This is a genomic window from Micromonospora sp. AMSO1212t, assembly GCF_008868145.1.
Lineage (GTDB): Bacteria > Actinomycetota > Actinomycetes > Mycobacteriales > Micromonosporaceae > Micromonospora > Micromonospora tulbaghiae.
Window position 1 is genome coordinate 1 of record NZ_WBKS01000050.1, and the last position, 21,211, is coordinate 21,211.

At 73.7% G+C, this 21,211-nt stretch carries 23 protein-coding genes; 14 read left to right on the top strand and 9 right to left on the bottom strand.

Going from position 1 to position 21,211, the window contains the following annotated elements; genetic code table 11:
- Positions 1-397: ACT domain-containing protein (locus F8279_RS15140; RefSeq protein WP_151500287.1), on the top strand; the 397-nt coding region annotated here is incomplete at its 5' end.
- 43 nt (positions 398-440) lie between these two features.
- Here F8279_RS15140 and F8279_RS15145 read toward each other — a convergent pair.
- From F8279_RS15145 to F8279_RS15155, 3 genes are all read right to left on the bottom strand, one after another.
- A complete protein-coding gene (locus tag F8279_RS15145) occupies positions 441-1,160 on the bottom strand; it encodes an AIM24 family protein (protein WP_091413409.1) in 720 nt (239 codons plus the stop codon).
- Between the two features lie 95 nt (positions 1,161-1,255).
- Entirely contained in the window at positions 1,256-1,600 is a 345-nt protein-coding gene (locus F8279_RS15150) for a metallopeptidase family protein (RefSeq protein ID WP_175438623.1), read from the bottom strand.
- Between the two features lie 89 nt (positions 1,601-1,689).
- Positions 1,690-2,118: an OsmC family protein gene (locus F8279_RS15155; RefSeq protein WP_013289315.1), complete on the bottom strand. Its 429-nt coding sequence runs from the start codon at positions 2,116-2,118 to the stop codon at positions 1,690-1,692.
- 118 nt (positions 2,119-2,236) lie between these two features.
- Between F8279_RS15155 and F8279_RS15160 the strand changes: the two genes are divergently transcribed.
- The 3 genes from F8279_RS15160 to F8279_RS15170 all read left to right on the top strand — a co-directional run bounded on the left by F8279_RS15160 (position 2,237) and on the right by F8279_RS15170 (position 4,769).
- Entirely contained in the window at positions 2,237-2,968 is a 732-nt protein-coding gene (locus tag F8279_RS15160) for a hypothetical protein (RefSeq protein WP_151500288.1), read from the top strand.
- A 167-nt stretch (positions 2,969-3,135) separates the two neighbouring features.
- Positions 3,136-3,957 carry an HAD family hydrolase gene (locus F8279_RS15165; RefSeq protein ID WP_091413415.1) on the top strand — a complete coding sequence of 274 codons (822 nt, stop codon included), beginning with the start codon at positions 3,136-3,138 and terminating at the stop codon, positions 3,955-3,957.
- A complete protein-coding gene (locus F8279_RS15170) occupies positions 3,957-4,769 on the top strand; it encodes a Cof-type HAD-IIB family hydrolase (protein ID WP_091415940.1) in 813 nt (270 codons plus the stop codon). The genes F8279_RS15165 and F8279_RS15170 overlap by 1 nt, the downstream gene beginning before the upstream one ends.
- Positions 4,770-4,804: 35 nt before the next feature.
- Here the strand turns inward: F8279_RS15170 and F8279_RS15175 are convergent, their stop codons facing one another.
- Entirely contained in the window at positions 4,805-5,401 is a 597-nt protein-coding gene (locus F8279_RS15175; RefSeq protein WP_091413417.1) for a bacterial proteasome activator family protein, read from the bottom strand.
- A 57-nt stretch (positions 5,402-5,458) separates the two neighbouring features.
- On the opposite strand from F8279_RS15175, the gene F8279_RS15180 reads away from it, so the two are divergent.
- Positions 5,459-6,286: a S9 family peptidase gene (locus F8279_RS15180; protein ID WP_091413420.1), complete on the top strand. Its 828-nt coding sequence runs from the start codon at positions 5,459-5,461 to the stop codon at positions 6,284-6,286.
- A gap of 49 nt (positions 6,287-6,335) precedes the next feature.
- Positions 6,336-7,556 carry an ABC transporter substrate-binding protein gene (locus tag F8279_RS15185; RefSeq protein ID WP_091413423.1) on the top strand — a complete coding sequence of 407 codons (1,221 nt, stop codon included), beginning with the start codon at positions 6,336-6,338 and terminating at the stop codon, positions 7,554-7,556.
- 66 nt (positions 7,557-7,622) lie between these two features.
- Here F8279_RS15185 and ddaH read toward each other — a convergent pair whose 3' ends face one another.
- Positions 7,623-8,456, bottom strand: coding sequence for a dimethylargininase (ddaH, locus tag F8279_RS15190; RefSeq protein WP_368668813.1), 834 nt, complete (start codon positions 8,454-8,456; stop codon positions 7,623-7,625).
- Positions 8,457-8,515: 59 nt separating this feature from the next.
- On the opposite strand from ddaH, the gene F8279_RS15195 reads away from it, so the two are divergent.
- Together F8279_RS15195 and F8279_RS15200 are read left to right on the top strand one after the other, a co-directional pair.
- Entirely contained in the window at positions 8,516-8,974 is a 459-nt protein-coding gene (locus F8279_RS15195; protein WP_091413428.1) for an Lrp/AsnC family transcriptional regulator, read from the top strand.
- A gap of 55 nt (positions 8,975-9,029) precedes the next feature.
- Positions 9,030-9,986 carry a zinc-binding dehydrogenase gene (locus F8279_RS15200; RefSeq protein ID WP_151500289.1) on the top strand — a complete coding sequence of 319 codons (957 nt, stop codon included), beginning with the start codon at positions 9,030-9,032 and terminating at the stop codon, positions 9,984-9,986.
- A 7-nt stretch (positions 9,987-9,993) separates the two neighbouring features.
- Here the strand turns inward: F8279_RS15200 and F8279_RS15205 are convergent, their stop codons facing one another.
- The 3 genes from F8279_RS15205 to F8279_RS15215 all read right to left on the bottom strand — a co-directional run bounded on the left by F8279_RS15205 (position 9,994) and on the right by F8279_RS15215 (position 12,070).
- A complete protein-coding gene (locus F8279_RS15205) occupies positions 9,994-11,094 on the bottom strand; it encodes a YbjN domain-containing protein (protein ID WP_151500290.1) in 1,101 nt (366 codons plus the stop codon).
- A 65-nt stretch (positions 11,095-11,159) separates the two neighbouring features.
- Positions 11,160-11,417 (bottom strand): DUF6457 domain-containing protein, encoded by a 258-nt coding sequence (locus F8279_RS15210; protein WP_091415945.1) that lies wholly within the window; start codon positions 11,415-11,417, stop codon positions 11,160-11,162.
- Positions 11,414-12,070 (bottom strand): molybdenum cofactor guanylyltransferase, encoded by a 657-nt coding sequence (locus F8279_RS15215; RefSeq protein ID WP_151500291.1) that lies wholly within the window; start codon positions 12,068-12,070, stop codon positions 11,414-11,416. Before F8279_RS15215 ends, F8279_RS15210 begins: the two co-directional genes overlap by 4 nt.
- Positions 12,071-12,193: 123 nt before the next feature.
- Here F8279_RS15215 and fdhD point away from each other — a divergent pair, with 123 nt between their 5' ends.
- Positions 12,194-13,048 carry a formate dehydrogenase accessory sulfurtransferase FdhD gene (gene fdhD / locus F8279_RS15220; protein ID WP_091413435.1) on the top strand — a complete coding sequence of 285 codons (855 nt, stop codon included), beginning with the start codon at positions 12,194-12,196 and terminating at the stop codon, positions 13,046-13,048.
- 5 nt (positions 13,049-13,053) lie between these two features.
- Here fdhD and F8279_RS15225 read toward each other — a convergent pair whose 3' ends face one another.
- Positions 13,054-14,256, bottom strand: a complete 1,203-nt coding sequence (locus F8279_RS15225; protein WP_151500292.1) for a DUF4192 domain-containing protein — start codon at positions 14,254-14,256, stop codon at positions 13,054-13,056.
- 152 nt (positions 14,257-14,408) lie between these two features.
- On the opposite strand from F8279_RS15225, the gene F8279_RS15230 reads away from it, so the two are divergent.
- From F8279_RS15230 to F8279_RS15250, 5 genes are all read left to right on the top strand, one after another.
- Positions 14,409-15,323: a fructosamine kinase family protein gene (locus tag F8279_RS15230; RefSeq protein ID WP_151500293.1), complete on the top strand. Its 915-nt coding sequence runs from the start codon at positions 14,409-14,411 to the stop codon at positions 15,321-15,323.
- Positions 15,320-16,333, top strand: a complete 1,014-nt coding sequence (gene moaA, locus F8279_RS15235; protein ID WP_151500294.1) for a GTP 3',8-cyclase MoaA — start codon at positions 15,320-15,322, stop codon at positions 16,331-16,333. Before F8279_RS15230 ends, moaA begins: the two co-directional genes overlap by 4 nt.
- A 2-nt stretch (positions 16,334-16,335) precedes the next feature.
- Positions 16,336-16,581 (top strand): MoaD/ThiS family protein, encoded by a 246-nt coding sequence (locus tag F8279_RS15240; RefSeq protein ID WP_091413443.1) that lies wholly within the window; start codon positions 16,336-16,338, stop codon positions 16,579-16,581.
- A 20-nt stretch (positions 16,582-16,601) separates the two neighbouring features.
- Positions 16,602-17,864, top strand: coding sequence for a metallophosphoesterase (locus F8279_RS15245; protein ID WP_151500295.1), 1,263 nt, complete (start codon positions 16,602-16,604; stop codon positions 17,862-17,864).
- A gap of 94 nt (positions 17,865-17,958) precedes the next feature.
- The gene (locus tag F8279_RS15250) at positions 17,959-21,144 is read left to right on the top strand and encodes a UvrD-helicase domain-containing protein (RefSeq protein WP_151500296.1); all 3,186 of its coding nucleotides are present in this window, start codon (positions 17,959-17,961) and stop codon (positions 21,142-21,144) included.
- Positions 21,145-21,211 lie beyond the last annotated feature (67 nt).

A 21,211-nucleotide genomic window follows, 5' to 3' on the forward strand; every position in this document is an offset into this window, starting at 1 on the left:
CACCGCCAGCAGCGCGCCCACCGGCGACGACCTCACCTCGCTCGCGGTGTGCCTCGCCCACGACCGGGTGGGCGCGCTGCTGGCGGTGCTGATGGAACTGGCGGTGCGCGGCGTGAACATGACCCGGATCGAGTCCCGCCCGACCGGCGAGGCACTCGGCCGCTACGTGTTCTTCCTGGACTGCGCCGGGCACGTCGCCGACGTACGCCTCGGCGAGGCGTTGCAGGGGCTGCGCCGGGTCTGCGCCGACGTGCGGTTCCTGGGGTCGTACCCCCGGCACCGCTGGAGCACGGCGCCGGGTGACCAGCAGGCGCCGGTGCCGCCCGGGCTCACCGACGCCGACTACGCCGACGCGGCGGCCTGGGTGGCCCGGCTGCGGTCGGGCGAGCTGAGCTGACCGGCCCGGGGCGACCTCGGCGGACGCCCCGGGCACCGGAGGGTCACTGAAGCAGGCCGCCGAGCACGCCGCCCTGCTGCTGGGAGCCGCTGCCGGCCACCGGAGGCTCCTCCGAGGGCTGGACCACGACGAAGCCCTGACCGGCGAAGCTCATCGTGAACGCCTCACCGGTGCTGCGGCCGAGAAGCGTGCCGAGACCGAGCTGCTCGGCACGGTGGTAGCCGGTCTGGAGGTTCGCCGACCAGCAGACCGCCGCCTGCGGGTCCACGTACGTCGGCGCGTCCACGTTGAGCACCACCGGGGTGCCCTTGGTGGTGATGGCGATCCGGCCGTGGCCGGTGAAGACGCAGTTGAACAGGCCGGACGAGGACGCGAAACCGGCGCCGCCGACCATCTTGATGTCGTACTGGAGCGTCGAGTCGAACGCCAGCACGCTGGAGCCGTTGATGGACAGCGCGTCGCCCGGCTCCAGGTCGATGATGTGCACGTCCTTGGCGAAGTCGGCGAGGAAGACGTCGCCGCGCCCGGAGAGCTTCATCAGCGGCACGCCCTCACCGGTGAGCCGCTGCTTGATGAACTTGCCGATGCCGCCGGAGCCGAGGGCCTGGAACTGCACCTGCCCCTGGTAGGCGACCATCGACCCGACCCGGGCCATCGCCTCGCCGTTCAGCTCGATCTTCAGCATCTTGGCGTTCTGCAACCGCATGCCCGGCTGCTGGGACTCCTTCTCAAGGTTCTCCGCGGAGAACAGCGCGCTGCGCATGGGTTTTCCTCCTGCATCAGGATGTGCCTGATCCGCAGGTTAGGGGACCGGCGCAACCGCCGGAATCAGCCGGGTGGCGACGCGCCGGAGGCCGGTCAGCCCCAGCCCAGGGCGTGCAGGCGCTCGTCGTCGATGCCGAAGTGGTGGGCGATCTCGTGCACCACGGTGATCGCCACCTCGTCGACGACGTCGTCGTCGCTGTCGCAGATCGCCAGGATCGGGTTGCGGTAGATCAGGATGCGGTCGGGCAGCACGCCGGAGTAGTCCCAGCCGCGAGAGGTGAGCGAATGCCCCTCGTACAGGCCGAGCAGGTCCTCGCCCGGCGGCGGGTCGTCCTCCACCAGGATGACCACGTTGCTCATCAACCCGAGCAGTTCCTCGGGCACCTCGTCGAGCGCCTCGCCGACCAGTTCCTCGAACCGGTCCCGGCTCATCTCCACGGCCACGCGGCCCGGTCACTCCCTCCGGATCGGGCACACCGCACGGCGAGGGCGTCCCGCAGGACACCCCCGCCGTGCCGTACGCGATGTCAGGCCAGACGGGCGTTCAGCGTGATCTGCGCGCCCGGGGACAGCAGCCGGGAGATCGGGCAGTTCTCCTTGGCCGCCTCGGCGAGCTTGGTGAACTCGGCCTGGTCGATGCCCGGAACCTGGCCCACGGTCTCCAGGTCGATGCGGGTCACGGTCATGCCGGCGTCGGTCTTGTCGAAGTGCACCTTGGCGGTGGTCTCCACCGCCGTCTCCTGGGCGCCGGCGTCGGCGAGCTGCTTGGAGAGGGCCATCGAGAAGCAGCCGGCGTGCGCGGCGCCGATCAGCTCCTCGGGGTTGGTGCCCTCGCCCTCCTCGAAGCGCGACTTGAAGGAGTAGTTGCCGGACAGGCCGCCCTTGCCGGTGCGGACGGTGCCGGACCCCTCGGTGAGGTTGCCCTGCCAGCGAGCGGATGCGGTACGGATAGGCATGGCACCGACGCTAACCGAAAGCGGGCCGCCCCGCACCGGACCTCGGGGTCGCGATCCCGGCCGTCGGGAGCGGGCTGTGCCATGATTCGACGCAGGCCCGCGCACGGGAAGGGTGGCCATGTCGCAGGATCTCCCCGTTCCCCGGCAGGACAAGCGGATCCCCATGCAGGACAACCGGTCCGACGACACCACGATCGTCGAGTGGGGCGACGCCGAGCCGAAGCCGTCCGGCCGGGCCGCGCGCTCGCTCGCCGCGCTGGGCCGGGACCGCCGCCTGCCGCCCGTGCTCACCGGGCTCGGCGCGGTGGCCGCGATCGCCTCGCTGCTCGGTGAGTGGCTGGCGATCACGGTGCCGGCCGAGACCCGGGGCGACGACGCGCCCGCGCGGCTGACCAGCGGCATCTCCGAGATCGGCGGGTTCGGTACGACGTACCTCGTGGGGCTGCTCGGGCTGTCGGTCGCGGTGGGACTGGCGCTGCGCGGCGCCCCTGCGGTGCGGCAGCACGCCCGGCTGGCCGGGCTGGGTCTCGCAGCGGGTGTGCTCGGGGTGCTGGTCGCGACCGCCGCCTCGCTCGAAAAACTGGCCCGGCGCATCCTGTTCTTCGTCGGCGAGCAGCGCCTGGAGGTCGAGCACGGACGCGGCCTGGTCAGCGCGTTCGTCGCCGTCGCGCTGCTGGCGGCCGCGCTGCACCTGGCCGGCCGGGCGGTCGGCGGGGCGCCCACCGACGGGGAGCCGGACGACGACCGGCCCGACCGCCGCCGGGCGGACGAGGACGACGTGCCCCCGGCCCCGGCGGACCTGACGGTGCAGCCCACGGTGCCGTTCGCCGGCCCCGAACGGTCCTACTGAATCAGGTCCGGCAGCGCGTCCGGCGGCCACCGGAGCTTCGCCGCCGATTCGCCGGAAAGCCGTGGTTGCCGACCGTTCCGCGAGATACGGTTGCTGCCCGCCGTCCCATGGTCGCGGCACCGAGGACCTGGTCGGCCGGCGTGACGGCGGCGGGCGAAGGAGGAACCATGACCCGCCCGGGACTGCCCAAGCTGATCGCCACCGACCTCGACGGCACGCTCGTCCGCAGCGACGAGACCGTCTCCGCGTACACCCATCGGGTGCTGGACCGGGTGCGGTCCGCCGGGATCCCCGTGGTCGGCGCGACCGGCCGCGGACCCCGCCTGACCGAACTCACCCGCAACGACATCCGGGCCGCGGACTTCCTCGTGATGGCCGGTGGCGGCCGGGTGGTGGACCAGAGCGACCCGGAGGGGCCCCTGGTGCTGCGGGACGAGCGGCTGCCCGGCGAGGTGCTGGCCCGGATCCTCACAGACCTGGAGGCAGCGGTCGGGCCGCTGACGGTGATGGTGGAGGCGTCGGACGAGCACGACGCGCCGCTCTGGGGCGACTACCACCCGAGCTGGCCCTACCCGGACCGGTTCGAGGCGCGCAGCCGGGTCGAGTGCCTGTCCTGCGACGTGATCAAGGCGTTCGCGCGTACCGCCGACCACCACGTGGACGAGCTGCTGGCCGCGGCGCGGGCGATCGTGCCACCGGACGTGGCCACGCTCACCCAGGCCGGGCTCGACTTCGTCGAGATCTGCCCGCCCCGCACCGACAAGGCCAGCGGGCTGAGCGTCATCGCCGAGCGCCTCGGCGTGGACCCGGCCGACGTGCTGGTCTTCGGCGACCAGCCGAACGACCTGCCGATGTTCGACTGGGCGGGCTGGGCGCGGGTGGCGGTGGCGAACGCCCACCCGGAGGTGCGCGCCGCGGCGGACGAGATCACCTTGCGCAACGACGACGACGGGGTCGCGGTCTACCTGGACCGGCTACTCTCCCGGTGATGGAAGATCCACCTCGCCTCGTCGCCTCCGACATCGACGGCACGCTGCTGCGCGACGACCGGACGCTCAGCCCGCGTACCGCCGCGGTGCTGGCCCGCATCAACGCCGCCGGCACGCCGGTGGTCCTGGTCACCGGCCGTCCGATCCGCTGGCTCCAGATGGTGTACGAGCAGCTCGCCGAGCCGCTGCCGGCCATCTGCGCCAACGGCGCGGTGGTCTACGACCCGGTCACCGACCAGGTGCTGCGGGCCGACCCGCTCGCCCCGGAGCTGCTGGCGGAGGTGGCCCGGCGCCTGCGCGCCGAGGTGCCCGAGGTGAGCTTCGCGGTGGAGATCGTGGACAGCCGGCAGATGCGGCACGAGGCGCACTACCCGCTGCGCTGGGACGCCGACCTCGACGCGATCCGGGCCGTCGAGTCGCCCGAGGAGCTGCTGGCCGCGCCCGCGGTGAAGCTGCTGGCCCGGGCCGGTGAGCAGGACCCGGACGTCTTCGTGCGGGTGGTGGCGGGCGCGCTGGAAGGGCTGGCCGAGGCAACCCACTCGTCGTACAGCGGGTTGATCGAGATCTCCGCCGCCGGCGTGACCAAGGCGGCCGGTCTGGCCTGGTACGCGGAGCGGCTCGGCATCGACGAGCGGGACGTGCTGGCCTTCGGCGACATGCCCAACGACGTACCGATGCTGGCCTGGGCCGGACGGGCGGTGGCCGTCGCCAACGCCCACCCGGCCGTACGCGAGATCGCACACGAGGTCACCGGGCCGAACACCGAGGACGGCGTCGCGGCGTACCTGGAGAAGGTCTTCGGGGTGGACTGAGCGGCCGGGGCGCGTGAGGCGCCCCGGCCGACAGGTCACAGGTACTGGCCGGGCGCGTGGCCCTCGCCGCCGGGCATCCCCGGCATGCCCGGAATCACGCCGCCCGGGCCACCCGGGCCGCTCGGCAGCGCCTGGCGGCCGGAACGCATCTGCTCCAGCTGGACGCGGGCGGCCATCTGCTGGGCCACCAGCGCGGCCTGGATGCCGTGGAACAGTCCTTCCAGCCAGCCCACCAGCTGGGCGTGCGCGATTCGCAGCTCACCCTCGCTCGGCGCCTGCTGCTCGGTGAACGGCAGCGAGATCCGCTCCAGCTCCTCGCGCAGCTCGGGGGCGAGGCCCTCCTTCAGCTCGACGATCGAGCGCTCGTGGATCTCCCGCATCCGGTGCCGGCTCGCGTCGTCGAGCGGCGCCGCCTTCACCTCCTCCAGCAGCTGCTTGATCATGCTGCCGATCCGCATCACCTTGGCCGGCTGCTCGACCAGACGGGTCGGGTCCTCGCCCTTGCCCTCGTCGGTCTGCACCGTGCCGACCGGGCGGCCGTCCGGCCCGACCACCACCACGGTGCCGGGGATGCCATCGTTGCCCTGTTCGTCGTCGTGTCCGGCGGAGTGCGCTTCGGTCATGGCACCCATCTTTACCCACGCCGACCATGTGCACGCGGCCGGACCGGTGGACGCTACCGTCGCGGCATGCTCTCCGACCCGCGCGAGGTGCTGACCCGCCCGTCCCCGCCCCCGGATGCCACGGTCTCCTACGGCGACCACCCGGACCAGTGCGCCGACCTGCGCCTCCCGGCGGGCGACGGGCCGCCCCGGCCGCTCGTCGTCGTGGTGCACGGCGGCTTCTGGCGTGCGGAGTACGACCGGACCCACACCGGCCCGATGGCGGCGGCGCTCGCCGCGCTCGGCCACCCGGTCGCGCAGATCGAGTACCGGCGGACCGGCCGGCCGGACGGCGGCTGGCCGCACACGCTCACCGACGTCCGCGCCGGGATCGCCGCGCTGCCGGAACTCGCCGCCGCCGCGCTGCCCGGCCGGGTGGCGCCCGTGCCGCCGATCCTGGTCGGTCACTCCGCGGGCGGGCACCTGGCCCTGTACGTGGCCGCGCACGCCCCGGAGACGGTCGGCGGGGTGCTCGCGCTGGCGCCGGTGGCCGACCTCGCGCAGGCGTACCGGCTGGACCTGGACGGCGGTGCGGTGGCCGCGCTGCTCGGCGGCGGCCCGGACGACGTGCCGGACCGGTACGCGACCGCGGATCCGTCGAAACTCGTACCCATGCGAACACGTACAGTAGTCATTCACGGTGATCAAGATGTTCAGGTTCCCATCGCGATCAGCCGGTCCTGGATAGCCGCAGATCAGGCCGCCGGAGGCTCAGCCACGCTCATTGAGCTGTCCAAATGTGAGCATTTCGGGCTGATCGCACCAGGCTCCACCGCATGGCCCCGGGTCGTCGAGGCGTTGCGGTCGCTTCACGATGATCTTCCGGGCATTGACGCAGCGTCGTCGACCAGGTAGAACGCCGAAGGGGTGTGCACCATGGCCACCCGGTCGGGAAGGAAACTCGGTGGCACAGATGAACCGCAGGCGGGCGCTGCAACTGCTGGCCGCGCTGGGTACCACCGGACTGGCGGCGGGTTGCGGCTCCGGGAACGACGACGGGGAGCAGACCGGATCCGGCAGCCCGATCAAAGTCGGGCTGATCGTGCCCGGCAGCGGGGCGAACAAGGCCATCGGCGACGAGATCACCAACGGCTTCCAGCTCTTCCTCAGCATGCGCGGCCAGCAGATCGCCGGCCACCCGGTCACGCTCGTGACCGCCGAGGAGGGCGACACCGCCGCCACCGGCAAGGCCGCCGTCGACCGGTTGCTCAAGGAGGGCGTGCTCGCGCTCACCGGCGTGGTCAGCCCGACCGTGATGACAGGCATCAAGGACGCGGTCGAGGAAGCCCGGGTGCCCCTGCTGGGCTCCAACGCCTCCCCGTCGACGCTCCAGGGCGTCGTCTACATCTGGCGCACGTCGTACGTGCTGACCGAGCCCGGCGAGGCGCTCGGCGAGTACCTGCGCCAGAAGCTGGACGCCTCCAGCCGGATCGCCATCTTCGGCACCCGCGGCCTGGGCAGCCAGGACGTCGTCAAAGGGCTGCGGCGCGCGTACGAGCGGGGCCGCCGGCTCACCGAGGACCCGATCTTCACCGACGACGACCCCAACCCCTCCCGGACGCTCTACTCCGGGCCGATCCGCAAGGCGCTCGAGCGCAAGCCGGACGCGGTGTTCTGCCACTACTCCGGCGCGCAGGCCGTGCAGTTCGTCAAGCAGCTCTACGCCCTGGGCTACCGGGGACCGATCTACGCCCCCGGGTTCCTCACCGAGGGCACCGCGCTCGACCAGCTCGACGACGGGGAGAAGGGCCGCGAGCGCAAGCTGATCCAGTCGTACGGCATCGAGACCGCGCTGAACTACTCGGCCGACCTCAACAACACCGCGAACCGGATCTTCGCCTCGGCGTACCGCAAGACGTTCAACTCGGCGCCCACCACGTACGCGATGGCCTCCTACGACGCCGCGCTGGTGCTGGACAAGGCGATCCGGCTGGCCGGGTCGAACCCCTCACCGCAGCAGGTCAACCTGGCGCTGGGCAAGGTCGGCCAGGTGGACAGCCCGCGCGGCACGTGGCAGTTCAACCAGACCCGTACGCCGCAGCAGAAGTGGTACCTGCGGCGGGTGCAGACCGACGGCCGGCTGCTCTCCAACGTCGTGATCAACGAGCTGGCGACGCTGGGCTGACCGGCCCCCGTACACGAGCAAGGGCGGTCTCCCACCGGGAGGCCGCCCTCGGCGTCGAGGCGTCGCTCAGTGCCGCAGCTCGGCGATGCAGCACTTCACGCTGCCACCGCCCTTCTTCAGCTCGGCCAGCTCCACCGGGACCGGGTGGTAGCCGGCGGCCTTCAGCTTGCCGGCGAGCCGGGTCGCCTCGTTGTTCAGCACCACGTTGAGCCCGTCGCTCACCAGGTTCAGGCCGAACGCCAGCACGTCCTCGTCGTCCGCGACGATCGCGTCCGGGAAGAGCTGGGCCAGCGCCTTCTGACTGGCGGCGGAGAAGGCCCCCGGGTAGTAGACGATGTTCTCGTCGTCGATCGAGGCCAGCGCGACGTCCAGGTGGTAGAAGCGCGGGTCGACCAGGCGCAGCGAGACCACCGGCCGCCCGAGCGCCTCCTGCGCCTCGGCGTGCGCGGCCGGCTCGGTCCGGAAGCCGTGCCCGGCGAGGATCAGACCGCCGTGCGCCTCCGGGAGGTACGCGAAGTCGCCCTCACCCTCGTTCGTCTCACTCGGCGCGATGAACCGCCAGCCCTGTTCCTCGTAGAACGCCCGGTGCGCGGCGGCCTCGGCGGACCGCTGCTCGTGCTTGAACCGGGCGCCGTAGGCGGTGCCGTCGACCACGAAGGCGCCGTTGGCCGCGTAGACCATGTCCGGCAGGCCCGCCTCGGCGGTGAGCAGGTGCACCTCGTGGCCCAGCCCGACGAGCGTCTCCCGCAGCCGGTCCCACTGCTTGACCGCCAGGTCGGCGTCGACCGGTGTGGTCACGTCCATCCACGGGTTGATCGCGTACTCGACCGCGAAGTGCTCGGGCGAGCACATGAGATATGTCCGCTTTCGCGAGACTCGCTGCTGGTTCACGGTCACCAAGAGTAGGTACGGTACAACTTTGGTAACAGCCACAAGCATTGCTTCCCGGGAGCGGAACGTTGCAGATAGACGCGGTCGACCAGCGAATCATTGCGTTACTCGTCGCGGATGCTCGCGCCTCGTACGCGGACATCGGCAGCCGGGTGTCACTCTCCGCCCCCGCCGTCAAGCGACGGGTCGACCGCCTCCGATCCGCCGGGGTGATCCGGGGATTCACCGCCGTGGTCGACCCGGCCGCGGTCGGCTGGACCACCGAGGCGTTCGTCGAGCTGTTCTGCGCCGGCCGGACCACCCCGGCGCAGATCGGCGCCGCCGCCCGCCGGCACCCCGAGGTGGTCGGCGCGTACACCGTCTCCGGCGAGGCGGACGCGCTCGTGCACCTGCGCGCCGCGGACATCTCCCACCTGGAGGAGGCGCTGGAACGGCTGCGCGCCGAATCGTTCGTCACCTCGTCCCGCAGCACCATCGTGCTCTCCCGGCTGGTCGAGTCCCCCGGCGTCGGACCGTCGACGGTTTGACCTCAACCCGGCTTCATGTCGTGCACTGGTGACCGGCTCGAAGCGAGGGGGCGGTATGCGTGCGGTGTGGTTGCGGGAGTTCGGCGGACCGGAGGTGCTCGTGCCCGGGACGGCACCCGACCCGGCACCCGGACCGGGCCAGGTCCACGTCGACGTGGCACACGCGAACATCACGTTCGTCGAGACGATGTTCCGGGCCAGCGGCTTCGGGCCGTTTCGCGCCGAACTGCCGGTGATCCCCGGCAACGGGGTCGGCGGCACGATCACCGCGCTGGGAGCGGGCGCCGACCCCGCGCTCGCCGGCCGCGTCGTGGTCACCGCCACCGGCGGCACCGGCGGGTACGCCGAGCGCGTCGTGGTCGACCAGGGCGCGCCTGTCCCCGTACCACCGGGGTTGGCGCTCGACGCGGCGGTGGCGCTGATGGCCGACGGCCGGACCGCCCTGATGCTGGCGCGGGCGGCCGGGCTGCGGCCCGGCGACCGGGTCCTGGTCGAGGCGGCGGCCGGCGGCGTCGGATCGCTGCTGACGCAGCTGGCGGCGACCGCCGGGGCGGTGGTGGTGGGTGCCGCCGGTGGCGCCCGCAAGGTGGACCTGCTGCGCGCCGCCGGCCTCGACGTGGTCGTCGACTACCGGCAGGCCGGCTGGACCGGCCGGGTCCGGGACGCCGTGGGCGCCGTCGACGTGGTGTTCGACGGCGTGGGCGGGCCGCTCGCCCGGGAGGCGTTCGACCTGCTGGACCCCGGCGGGCGGATGCTCAGCTTCGGGCTGGCCGGCGGCGCCTGGGCGGACATCCCGGCCGAGTCCGCCGCCGCGCGCGGGGTGACGCTGCTGAGCCCCCGGCCCGGCCCGGACGAGCTGCGCGCCCTCACCCAGGCGGCACTCGCCGAGGGCGCGGCCGGGCGGCTGCGACCGCTGATCGGGCAGCGCTTCCCGCTGGAACGGGCCGCCGCCGCGCACGCCGCGATCGGGGCCCGGGAGACAGTGGGCAAGACGCTGCTCGACGTACGCTGACCCGCGCTCAGAGGTACATGCCGGTGCGGTGCTCCTCGGCCCGCGCCGGCTTGTCGCCCTCACCGAAGAAGCGCTTGCCGCCGAACTCGCCGTGCAGGCGGTCGTCCAGCTCGTCGGCGAGACCGGTCATCACCTGCACCGCGAGCATCAGGTGGGTGGGTTGGAAGTTGCGGCCGAAGACCGGGATCGAGGCCCACACCGTGTCGTCGGCGCAGTAGAGCCGGCCGATCGGCATCCGGTTGGTCAGCTCGGAGAGCTTCACGTAGAGGCGCTCGGTCGGCTCGACCTCGGTCAGCACCGGCGAGAAGACGTCCACCAGCGGCGGGTTGTCGCGTACCCGCACGAAGACCATGGCCGAGCCGGCCCGGATGTTGATGTCGCCGTCGGAGTCGACCTGAAGCTGGTCGGACGCCGACTTCAGCATGGTCGACACGACCGTGCGGACCCGCTCCTCCAGGGCCAGCACGTCGTTCTCGCCGGACTGCGCGGCCGCCGCCGCGGCCAGCGCCTCGTCCAGGTCGGCCTCGACGTCGCGGTCCGGACCGAACTCGCTGCGGGCGGTACCGAGCGGTTCCACCGGCAGCGCCTCGCCCTCGGCGTCGTGCACCAGGTAGACGAGGAAGGCCGGATGCGGGGCGCCGTAGACGTCACGCAGCGTCCGGGACAGCACGGCGGCCAGCCGGGTGGCCTCGTCGGTGCCGCAGTCCAGCCCGAACTGCTCGCCCGAGCCCGGCACCACACCCGGCGGCGACCAGCCGAGCGCCACCATGTCGGCCACCGCCGCCCGGTCCAGCCGGTAGCCCTGCGGCAGCGTGGCGTTGCCCACCGCGCGGGCCGAGAGGCGACCCTCCTCGCCCGCGTCCACACTCACCGAGTAGACGGCGTCACCGGTGCCCGAGGCCGTCGGATCGAGCGTGACCTCCAGGTGGCCGCCGGAGGGAAGCCCGCGCACCCGGTCGGCGAGCGCCCGGGCGAACTCCCGCCAGGCCTCCGTGACCTTCGCCCGCAGATCGGCCGTGGTCGGCTCGTCGAGCAGGATCGACTCGTGGTGCTCCGGCGCGCCGCCGGCAGGCTCGTCGACCGGCGCCGAGGGGTGGTCAGCCGTCATGATCGCCTCCGTCCGTTCCCGCCACCCTACCCACGCGCCAAGGGGACCGGATCCCGCGCAAGGCGCTAATCCCCAGGCGTGGAACCGCCCAGGTCCACCGGCCAGGAACCGGCCAGGGCGCTGAGCCGCTCGGCCGCCGCGGCCGGGTCCGCGCCGCGCCCCACCGCCAGCCCCAGCAGGTACGCGGTGACCGGCGCACCCGGCCGGACCACCTGATGGGCCACGTCCCGGGCCACGTCGAGCACCGTCGGCACGGGCACCCCCGCCGGGTCCAGGTCCAGTTCGGCGCAGACCGCCGTGACCCAGTCGTCCAGCACCGTCATCTCGTCCACTCCTCCGCCCGGCGTACGTCCTCGTCAGTGTCGCAGTCGAACCAGGGCGGCGGCCCCGAGCCGGACCAGGACACCTCCCGTACGGCGACACCGGCCAGCAGCCCGCGTACCGGTGCCCCGTCGAGCGAACCGCCCCGCGTCGCGGCGAGCCGGTCGAGGGCCGCCCGCAGGGCCGGGAACCGCCAGACCGCGCAGAGATGCTGGCGGCGGCCGTCGCCGTCCACGTAACAGGCGAGCGCGGGTGGCTGCCCGTCGAGCACTCCGGGTCGGCCGGCGGTCCGAGCGTCCGCCGGCCCGGCGGACGGGGCGGCGAGCGCGCGTCGCAGCTCGGCCACCGCGGCGGTGGTGAGCAACGGCAGGTCGGCGGCGAGCAGGGCGACAGTCGTCGTACCGGAATCGAGCAGTGCCAGCCCGGCCGCCGTGGCGGCCACCGGACCGCCACCGGGCGGCTCCTCACGGGTGGTCCGGACTCCCTGTGACACCGGGCCGGCCGGGCCGACCACGATCCGCTGGTCCGCGTCGGCAACCGCGGCCAGCACCCGGTGCAGCATCGGCCGGCCGCCGATCGCGCGGGCCGGCTTGTCCACGCCGCCCATCCGCCGGGCCGCGCCACCGGCGAGCACGATCGCCGCGTACCCCGTCATCGCCTCACACTAGCCACGGCTCGGGCCCTGCCCGCTCTCCCGCCTTGATCGACTACATGTCGCCGGGGGCGGGAAGGTGTGGGGCGAGGTGCGGGCGGCGGGACGCCCGGGGAGGATGGCGGCATGGGACGGGCGACGGATCGGCGTGGTGTGCTGCGGATCGACCTCGACGCGGCCGGGGACGGCCGGGGGCGGATCCGGCGGCAGGACACCCTGGCCGTGGAGGAGCCGCTGGAGATCCGCGTCGGCGCGGCCGGCCCGGGCCGACGCCGGCCGCTGGCGGTGACGATGCGTACGCCCGGCGACGACCTGGACCTGGCCATCGGCTTCCTGCTCACCGAAGGGCTGATCCGGTCGGCGGAGGACGTGCACACCGCGCAGCTCTGCGCCGGGGCGGAGACCCCGAACACCTACAACGTGGTCGACGTGGTGCTCTCGCCCGGCGTGCCGGAACCCGTCACCGACCCTTCGCGCAACTTCTACACCACCAGCTCGTGCGGCGTGTGCGGCAAGGCGAGCATCGACTCCGTGCGGACCCGCTCGCAGTTCGCGGTGCAAGACGACCCGCTGGTGGTCACCGCCGACCTGCTCGCCGGGCTGCCGGACCGGCTGCGCGCCGCGCAGCGCGCCTTCGACCGCACCGGCGGCCTGCACGCCGCCGGCCTCTTCACCCCCGACGGGGAACTGGTCGTGCTGCGCGAGGACGTCGGGCGGCACAACGCGGTGGACAAGGTGCTCGGCTGGGCCACCCGGGAAGGGCGGCTGCCGCTGGCCGGGCACGTGCTGCTGGTCTCCGGACGGGCCAGCTTCGAACTCACCCAGAAGGCGTGGATGGCGGGCGTGCCGCTGCTCGCGGCGGTGTCCGCGCCGAGCACGCTCGCGGTCGAGCTGGCCGAGGAGGCGGGGATGACGCTGGTCGGCTTCCTTCGCGGGCCGACCATGAACGTCTACACCGGGGCGGCGCGCGTCGGCGGCTGACCCGTTCACCGGCGTGGCCGGCGTCGGCGGCGCCGCAGCACCACGCCGCCGTCGGAACCGGGCCACCCGTCCAGCGCGGACGGGGCGACTCCGCGCCGGAGCGCCTCGTCGAGCAGCACCGCGAGCGAGTAGCCGGGGTGGGCGGACAGCACCCGTTCCAGGGTGACAGCGGCCAGTGCCCCGTGCCCCGAGCGCCAGGCGGCGAACGCGAGCAGGCAGCCCGGCGCGGCGATCAGGTCCGGCTCGGCGCGTCGCAGCACGTCCGTCCAGAGGCTGATGTCCTCGTCCCGGCCGTCGGTGCGGGACCAGGCGTGGTCGCGTACCGCGACGTGGGTGAGGAGCACTGTCAGCCAGGCCACCTCGTCGTCGTCCAGCCGCTCGCCGCGCCGCTGCCGGCGAAAGGCGGCTCGTACGGCCGCCGTGCCCGCCGTCCGCACGGCCCGAGGCTCCCCACCCGACCCGGCACCACCTGCCGGCACCTGGGACTGGCCGCCCGACCCGGGCCCGCCAACCGGGACCGACGACTTCCCCTCCGGCCCAGCACCGTCCGCCGGAACCGGCGGCTCCCCGCCCGCCCTCGAACTGTCGGCTGGCAGGCCTCCGGCCGGGCTCCCTGCCGACAGCGTGGACGGCCGTCCGGTGAGCGCGGCCAGGCGGAGGCGCGCCCGACCGGTGGCCCGGCGCATGGCGAGCCGGACCGGCCCGTCGAGCGGGGACACCTGCGCGGCGAGCGCGGCCCGGTCGGGCAGGGCGACCTGACCGGCGAACACCGCAGCGGCGCTGACCTGGCTGGCGGCCAGGTCGTACGGGGTGCCCTCGGGCGGGCAGCAGGACGGCTCGACGCACAGGTACGAGAACCAGCGGCCATCGGTGACCCGCAGCGCGTCGAGTACCACCACCCCGGTGGCGGTCAGCGCGTCGCCGATCGCGTCCACGACGCCTGTCACCCGGGCGGCCGGACCGTAGCCGACGACAGTGGCGGCGTCGGCGTCCTGCCGGGCCACCACCTGCGCCAGGTGCCGGGCCGCCGGACCGGGGTCGGCGCCCGGAGCGGGCAGGTCGCCACGGGCGGCGAAGACGACGCGCCGGCCGCGTACGGCGACCACCACGACGCTGTCGGCGGGATGGAAGCCGAGCAGGTAGGGCACGGCCGCGACCATGTCGGCCGGCGAGCGGACGGAGAGGCGCGCTGGCTCGGTGGAGTTCATGCCGGGAGCGTGGGCGGTCGCGGGCCGCCACGTCCGCCCCTGTGGACGACACGCGGTCCGTCCACAGATACGGAGCGTATCGGCCCAGCTCAACGGCGATCTGCGGCGTCACTCGGCACACGGATGTCCGGGGTAACCGCTACCTTGCGCTCATGGACCTGGCGTACCTGCGGGCACACCCGGAGCACCTGCCGACCTTCCTGACCCACCAGCGGATCCGGGAGACCCCGGTCTCCGGCGGTGACATCTGCGCGGCCTCCCGGCTGACGCTCGACGACGGGCACTCGGTGTTCGCCAAGACCTGGCCGGAACGGGCGGCGCGTCCCCTGCCGGAGGGCTTCTTCGCCGCCGAGGCGGCCGGGCTGCGCTGGCTGCGCGAGGCCGGCTCGGTGCCCGTACCGGATGTGCTCGTCGCTCTGCCCGACCTGCTGGCGCTCGACTGGGTGGAGCCCGGCGAACCGACGCCCGAGGCGGCGGAGGCGTTCGGCCGTGACCTGGCCGGGCTGCACCGCGCCGGCGCGCCCGCGTTCGGCGCGGACCGGCCCGGGTTCATCGGCGCGCTGCCGCAGGACAACACGCCCGGCCCTGGTCCCTGGCCGGACTGGTTCGCCCGGCACCGCCTCCTGCCCTACCTGCGCATGTCGGTCGACTGCGGCGCGCTCGACGGCGCCGGGGCGGCGCTCGTCGAGCGGGTCGTCGAACGGATCGGCGAGTTCGGCGGCGACGAGCCACCGGCCCGGCTGCACGGCGATCTCTGGCCCGGCAACCTGCTCTGGGGCGCCGACGGCCGGGTCTGGCTGGTCGACCCGGCCGCGCACGGCGGCCATCGCGAGACCGACCTGGCGCAGCTCGCCCTGTTCGGCGGCCCGCCGCACCTGGACCGGATCATGGCCGCCTACCGGGAGGCGTGGCCGCCGGCCGACGGATGGCGGGAACGGGTGCCGCTGCACCAGTTGCATCTGCTGCTCGTGCACACCGCGATCTTCGGCGCGGCGTACGCGGACGCGGTGCGCTCCACCGCCTGTGCCGCCCTCCGGGGGCCCGACCGCGCTACGGTCGACAGATGAGCGCCCCCGGGACGAGCGACGGCGTCCTCGCCGACCGGTACGGCCGTGTCGCCCGGGACCTGCGGGTCTCGCTGACCGACAAGTGCAACCTGCGCTGCACCTACTGCATGCCGGCGGAAGGTCTGCCCTGGCTGGCCGGTCCGCAACTGCTCACCGACGACGAGATCATCCGGCTGGTGGGTGTCGCCGTGTCCCGGCTCGGCATCACCGAGGTGCGCTTCACCGGCGGTGAGCCGCTCATCCGGCCGGGCCTGCCCGGCATCGTGGCGGCGGTCGCCGCGCTCACGCCCCGGCCGCGCATCTCGCTGACCACGAACGGCATCGGCCTGGCCCGCATGGCGCCGGCGCTGCGTGGCGCCGGGCTGGACCGCGTCAACGTCTCGCTCGACACGCTGGACCGGGACCGGTTCACCGCGCTGACCCGCCGCGACCGGCTCGCCGACGTGCTCGCCGGGCTGGCCGGCGCGGCGGAAGCCGGACTGACCCCAGTGAAGATCAACTCGGTGCTCATGCGCGGCACGAACGACGACGAGGCGCCCGCGCTGCTCCGGTTCGCGCTCGCGCACGGCTACGAGCTGCGGTTCATCGAGCAGATGCCGCTCGACGCCCAGCACGGCTGGGACCGCTCGACCATGGTCACCGCCGACGAGATCCTGGCCTCCCTGCACGCCGCGTTCGCGCTGACGCCGGACCCGTCCGAACGGGGCGCGGCACCGGCCGAGACGTGGTTGGTGGACGGCGGGCCGGCCCGCGTCGGGGTGATCGCCAGCGTGACCCGACCGTTCTGCGGCGACTGCGACCGCACCCGGCTCACCGCCGACGGCCAGGTACGCAACTGCCTGTTCGCCACCGAGGAGTCGGACCTGCGTGGCGCGTTGCGCGACGGCGCGGACGACGAGGAACTGGCCCGCCGCTGGCGCGCCGCGATGTGGGCCAAGCGGGCCGGGCACGGCATCGACGACCCGACCTTCCTCCAGCCCGCTCGCTCGATGTCGGCGATCGGAGGCTGAGGATGGAGCTGACAGTCCGCTATTTCGCCGGCGCCCGCGCGGCCGCCGGACGATCCGAGGAGACCGCATCCGCCGGGCGGTCCCTGGACGAACTCCTCGATGACCTGGCCGCCCGGCACGGCGAACGCCTCGCGGTGGTGCTGAAGGCGGCGAGTTTCCTGGTCGACGGCGTGGCCTGTCATGATCGACGGGCACTGTTGCCGGCCGGGGCGACGGTGGACGTGCTGCCGCCCTTCGCGGGCGGCTGAGGGGGACACACGTGCTGGCCATGGCGACATTCCTGGGCTTCGTCGTGCTCGTGATCGGCCTGATCCACTTCTACCTGTGGAAGCGGCTGGTCCGGGACACCACACGCCCCGGGCGGTGGCGTCGGGCCGGTGGCGTGGCGATCGCGGCGCTGGCGGTGCTCGTACCGCTGACCATGGCGGGCACCCGCAACGGCTGGTACTGGCTGGCCTGGCCCGGCTACCTCTGGGTCGCGCTGATGTTCTACCTGCTGGTGCTGCTGCTGGTGCTCGAAGTGCCGACCGCGGTGGTCCGGCTGGTGCTGCGCCGCCGGGCCCGCTCGGCGGTCGTCGCCGGCCCGGAGCCCGAGCCCGCGCTCGTCGGCGCGGCGACGGCGGAGGGTGCGACGCCACCGCCGGTCGACAGCGCCGACGCGCCGCCGGCCGGCACCCACGCGCCGGACCACGACCCCTCCCGGCGGCTGCTGCTCGCCCGCGGAGCGGCGATCTTCGCCGGGCTCACCGCCGCCGGTGTCACCGGGTACGGCGTCCGCACCGCGATGGGTCCGCCGCAGCTCGACCGGGTGCAGATCCCGCTGGCGAAGCTGCCCCGGAGCATGGACGGGCTGCGTATCGCCACCGTCTCCGACATCCACCTCGGGCCGTTGCGCGGCCGGGCGCACACCGAGCGGATCGTCGCGATGATCAACCGGATGGACGCCGACCTGGTTGCCGTGGTGGGTGACCTGGTCGACGGCACGGTGGCCGAGCTGGGCGAGGCTGCCGAGCCGCTGCGTGACCTGCAGTCCCGGTACGGCAGCTTCTTCGTCACCGGAAACCACGAGTACTACTCCGGCGTGGAGGAGTGGGTCCGTGAGGTGGACCGGCTCGGCCTGCGCGTGCTCCAGAACGAGCGGCAGGAGATCCAGGCCCGGGGCGGCGTGCTGGACCTCGCCGGAGTGAACGACGTGAGCGCCGCCGGCACCGGAGTGGCCGCGCCCGCCGACTACGCCGCCGCCCTCGGCGACCGCGACCCGAGCCGGCCGGTGGTGCTGCTGGCGCACCAGCCGGTGGCCGCGCAGGAGGCGGCGAAGTTCGGCGTCGACCTCCAGCTCTCCGGGCACACGCACGGCGGCCAGATGGTGCCGTTCAACCTGGCGGTGAAGCTCGAACAGCCGGTGGTCTCCGGCCTCGGCGAGGTCGACGGCACGAAGGTCTACGTCACGAACGGCGCCGGTTTCTGGGGCCCGCCGGTGCGGGTGGGCGCGCCTCCCCAGGTGACGCTCGTCGAGCTGCGCGCTCAATAGCGTGCATGGGCCGCCGAGTCCAGCACCGCATTGCTCAGGTCACCCGTACGCGTGGCGACGGGCGGGCGGGGGACCGGACGTGACAGGATGCGGCGTGCCTCCGTTCAGCGCCGCACCCCCCGGTGGCCTCCCGCCGTACGTCGCGGATCTGCACATCCACTCGAAGTACAGCCGCGCGTGCAGCCGTGACCTGACCCTGCCGAACCTGGCCTGGTGGGCCCGGCGTAAGGGCATCGGCGTGCTCGGCACCGGCGACTTCACCCATCCCGCCTGGTACGACCACCTGCGCGAGACACTGCGCCCGGCCGAGCCGGGCCTGTACCGGCTCTCGTCCGAGGCGGAGCGGGACGTCGCCCGGCGGCTGCCGCCCCGGCTCGCCAGTGAGGCGGAGGCGGACCCGGTCCGGTACATGCTGAGCGTGGAGATCTCCACGATCTACAAGCGCGACGACCGCACGCGCAAGGTGCACCACCTGATCTACCTGCCGGACCTGGACGCGGTGGGCCGGTTCAACACCGCGCTGGGCCGCATCGGCAACCTCGGGTCGGACGGCCGGCCGATCCTCGGGCTCGACTCCCGCGACCTGCTGGAGATCACGCTGGAGGCGAGCCCGGACGGCTACCTGGTGCCGGCGCACATCTGGACGCCCTGGTTCTCCGCGCTCGGCTCGAAGTCCGGCTTCGACGCGATCGCCGACTGCTACGCCGACCTGGCCGAGCACATCTTCGCGGTGGAGACCGGCCTGTCGTCCGACCCGGAGATGAACTGGCGGGTCGGCAGCCTGGACCGCTACCAGCTGGTGTCGAACTCGGACGCGCACTCGCCGCCCGCGCTGGCCCGGGAGGCCACGGTCCTGACGGCCGCCCGCGACTACTTCGCCATCCGCGAGGCGCTGCGTACCGGCGACGGGCTCGCCGGCACCGTGGAGTTCTTCCCGGAGGAGGGCAAGTACCACGCCGACGGGCACCGGCTGTGCGGCGTGAACTGGTCGCCGGAGCGGACCCGCGAGGCGGGCGGACGCTGCCCGGAGTGCGGCAAGCCGCTGACGGTGGGCGTACTCAGCCGGGTCGAGGAGCTGGCGGACCGGCCGGCCGGACACCGGCCGGCGCACGCCCGCGAGGTGACCCACCTGGTGCCGCTGGCCGAGATCCTCGGCGAGCTGAACCGGGTCGGCGCGCGGTCGAAGAAGGTCGAGGGAAAGCTCAACGAGCTGATCGCCGCGCTCGGCCCGGAGCTGGAGATCCTGACGCGTACCCCGATCGAGGAGATCGGCCGCGTCGGCGGCGAGCTGCTCGCGGAGGGCATCGGACGGCTGCGCCGCGGCGACGTGCGCCGCGTGCCGGGCTACGACGGGGAGTACGGCGTGATCACGCTGTTCGATCCGGCCGAACTGGGCGCCTCGGGTGCCCGGGCCGGGCAGGAGACGCTGTTCGACGTACCGGTGCCCGCGCAGCGGCAGCCCGCGGAGCCGGCACCGAAGCCGAAGGCCAAGCGCCCGGCGGCGGCCCGGCCGGAGCCGAAGCGGACGCCGCCGCCCGCGCCCCCGATCGCGCCCGCGCAGTCCCCGCACGAACCGTTCGAGCCGATGCTCGCCGGGATGGAGGAGGTCGGCACCGGCCTGCTGGACCGGCTGGACGCGATGCAGCGGGTGGCCGCGTCCGCGCCGGGGGGTCCGCTGCTGATCGTGGCCGGCCCGGGCACCGGCAAGACCCGGACGCTCACCCACCGGATCGCGTACCTGTGCGCGGAGCTGAACGTCTTCCCGGACCAGTGCCTGGCGATCACGTTCACCAGGCGTGCGGCCGAGGAGCTGCGGCACCGGCTGGACGGGCTGCTCGGCCCGGTCGCCGAGGACGTCACTGTGGGCACGTTCCACTCGCTGGGCCTGACCGTGCTGCGGGAGAACGCGGCGGCGGCCGGGCTGCCGGCGGACTTCCGGATCGCCGACGACGCGGACCGGGCGACGGCGCGCGGCGAGGCCGGTGACGACGACGAGCGGTACGTGGCGCTGCTGCGCAAGCGGGACCTGGTCGACCTGGACGAGTTGCTGACGCTGCCGGTGGCGCTGCTGAAGGGCGACCGGAAGCTGGTCCGGGAGTACCGCGAGCGGTGGAAGTGGATCTTCGTCGACGAGTACCAGGACGTCGACGCGGTGCAGTACGAGCTGCTGCGGCTGCTCAGCCCGCCGGACGGGAACCTGTGCGCGATCGGCGACCCGGACCAGGCGATCTACTCTTTCCGGGGCGCCGACGTGGGCTACTTCCTGCGCTTCTCGCAGGACTTCACCGACGCCCGGCTGGTCCGGCTGAACCGCAACTACCGCTCCTCCGCGCCGATCCTGGCCGCCGCCGTGCAGGCCATCGCGCCGTCGTCGCTGGTGCGCGGCCGTCGCCTCGACCCGGCCCGGCTCGACCCGGAGGCACCGCTGGTCGGCCGGTACGCGGCGAGTTCCGCCTACGACGAGGCCGACTTCGTGGTCCGTACGGTGGACGAGATGGTCGGCGGGCTGTCCCACCGCTCGCTCGACTCGGGGCGGATCGACGGGCGGGCCACGTCGCTGTCATTCTCCGACATCGCGGTGCTCTACCGCACCGACGCCCAGGCCGCGCCGATCGTGGACGCGCTGGCCCGGGCGAACATCCCGGTGCAGAAGCGCTCGCACGACCGGCTGCGCGACCGCCCCGGCGTGCCGGCCATCGCCCGCGAGCTGCGCCACGCCGGTCTCGACGGTTCGCTCGCCGCCCGGGTACGCCAGGCCGGGCAGATCCTGGCCGAGCGCTTCGCCGTGCCCACGCTCGACGGCTCCGGCGCGGTACGCCCCGAGGACGTCCGCACGGCGGTGGACCTGCTCACCCCGCTGGCCCGGCGCTGCGGCGACGACCTCGAACTGTTCCTCAACCAGCTCGCCACCGGCGCGGAGGTGGACGCGCTCGACCCGCGCGCCGAGGCGGTCACGCTGCTCACGCTGCACGCCGCGAAGGGCCTGGAGTTCCCGGTGGTGTTCCTGGTCGGCGCCGAGGACGGTCTGCTACCGCTGCGCTGGCCCGGCTCCGAGCCGGACGACGACGCGGTGGCCGAGGAGCGCCGGCTGTTCTTCGTCGGGCTGACCCGGGCGCAGGACCGGCTCTACGTCAGTCACGCGGGCCGCCGCGCCCGGCACGGCGCGGAACGCGACACCCGCCCGTCGCCGTTCCTCGACGTGATCGATCCGGCGCTGTTCGAGCGCCTGGACGCGACCGAACCCCGCCGCCCGAAGGACCACCAGCTCCGGTTGATCTGACCGGCGCAGCTCCGGCGGGCCACGAACGCGGGCCGGGCCACGAACGCGGGCCGGGCTGGGCCGCGCC

Coding starts and splice junctions, on each gene's coding strand:
- F8279_RS15210 (WP_091415945.1), bottom strand. CDS start 11,417: ATGACGGTGCTGGACGACTGGGTCACGGCGGTCTGCGCCGAACTGGAC.
- F8279_RS15155 (WP_013289315.1), bottom strand. CDS start 2,118: ATGCCTATCCGTACCGCATCCGCTCGCTGGCAGGGCAACCTCACCGAG.
- F8279_RS15245 (WP_151500295.1), top strand. CDS start 16,602: ATGGCGACATTCCTGGGCTTCGTCGTGCTCGTGATCGGCCTGATCCAC.
- F8279_RS15165 (WP_091413415.1), top strand. CDS start 3,136: ATGACCCGCCCGGGACTGCCCAAGCTGATCGCCACCGACCTCGACGGC.
- F8279_RS15240 (WP_091413443.1), top strand. CDS start 16,336: ATGGAGCTGACAGTCCGCTATTTCGCCGGCGCCCGCGCGGCCGCCGGA.
- moaA (WP_151500294.1), top strand. CDS start 15,320: ATGAGCGCCCCCGGGACGAGCGACGGCGTCCTCGCCGACCGGTACGGC.
- F8279_RS15230 (WP_151500293.1), top strand. CDS start 14,409: ATGGACCTGGCGTACCTGCGGGCACACCCGGAGCACCTGCCGACCTTC.
- F8279_RS15180 (WP_091413420.1), top strand. CDS start 5,459: ATGCTCTCCGACCCGCGCGAGGTGCTGACCCGCCCGTCCCCGCCCCCG.
- F8279_RS15160 (WP_151500288.1), top strand. CDS start 2,237: ATGTCGCAGGATCTCCCCGTTCCCCGGCAGGACAAGCGGATCCCCATG.
- F8279_RS15205 (WP_151500290.1), bottom strand. CDS start 11,094: ATGACGGCTGACCACCCCTCGGCGCCGGTCGACGAGCCTGCCGGCGGC.
- F8279_RS15175 (WP_091413417.1), bottom strand. CDS start 5,401: ATGGGTGCCATGACCGAAGCGCACTCCGCCGGACACGACGACGAACAG.
- F8279_RS15170 (WP_091415940.1), top strand. CDS start 3,957: ATGGAAGATCCACCTCGCCTCGTCGCCTCCGACATCGACGGCACGCTG.
- F8279_RS15145 (WP_091413409.1), bottom strand. CDS start 1,160: ATGCGCAGCGCGCTGTTCTCCGCGGAGAACCTTGAGAAGGAGTCCCAG.
- F8279_RS15215 (WP_151500291.1), bottom strand. CDS start 12,070: ATGACGGGGTACGCGGCGATCGTGCTCGCCGGTGGCGCGGCCCGGCGG.
- F8279_RS15225 (WP_151500292.1), bottom strand. CDS start 14,256: ATGAACTCCACCGAGCCAGCGCGCCTCTCCGTCCGCTCGCCGGCCGAC.
- F8279_RS15200 (WP_151500289.1), top strand. CDS start 9,030: ATGCGTGCGGTGTGGTTGCGGGAGTTCGGCGGACCGGAGGTGCTCGTG.
- fdhD (WP_091413435.1), top strand. CDS start 12,194: ATGGGACGGGCGACGGATCGGCGTGGTGTGCTGCGGATCGACCTCGAC.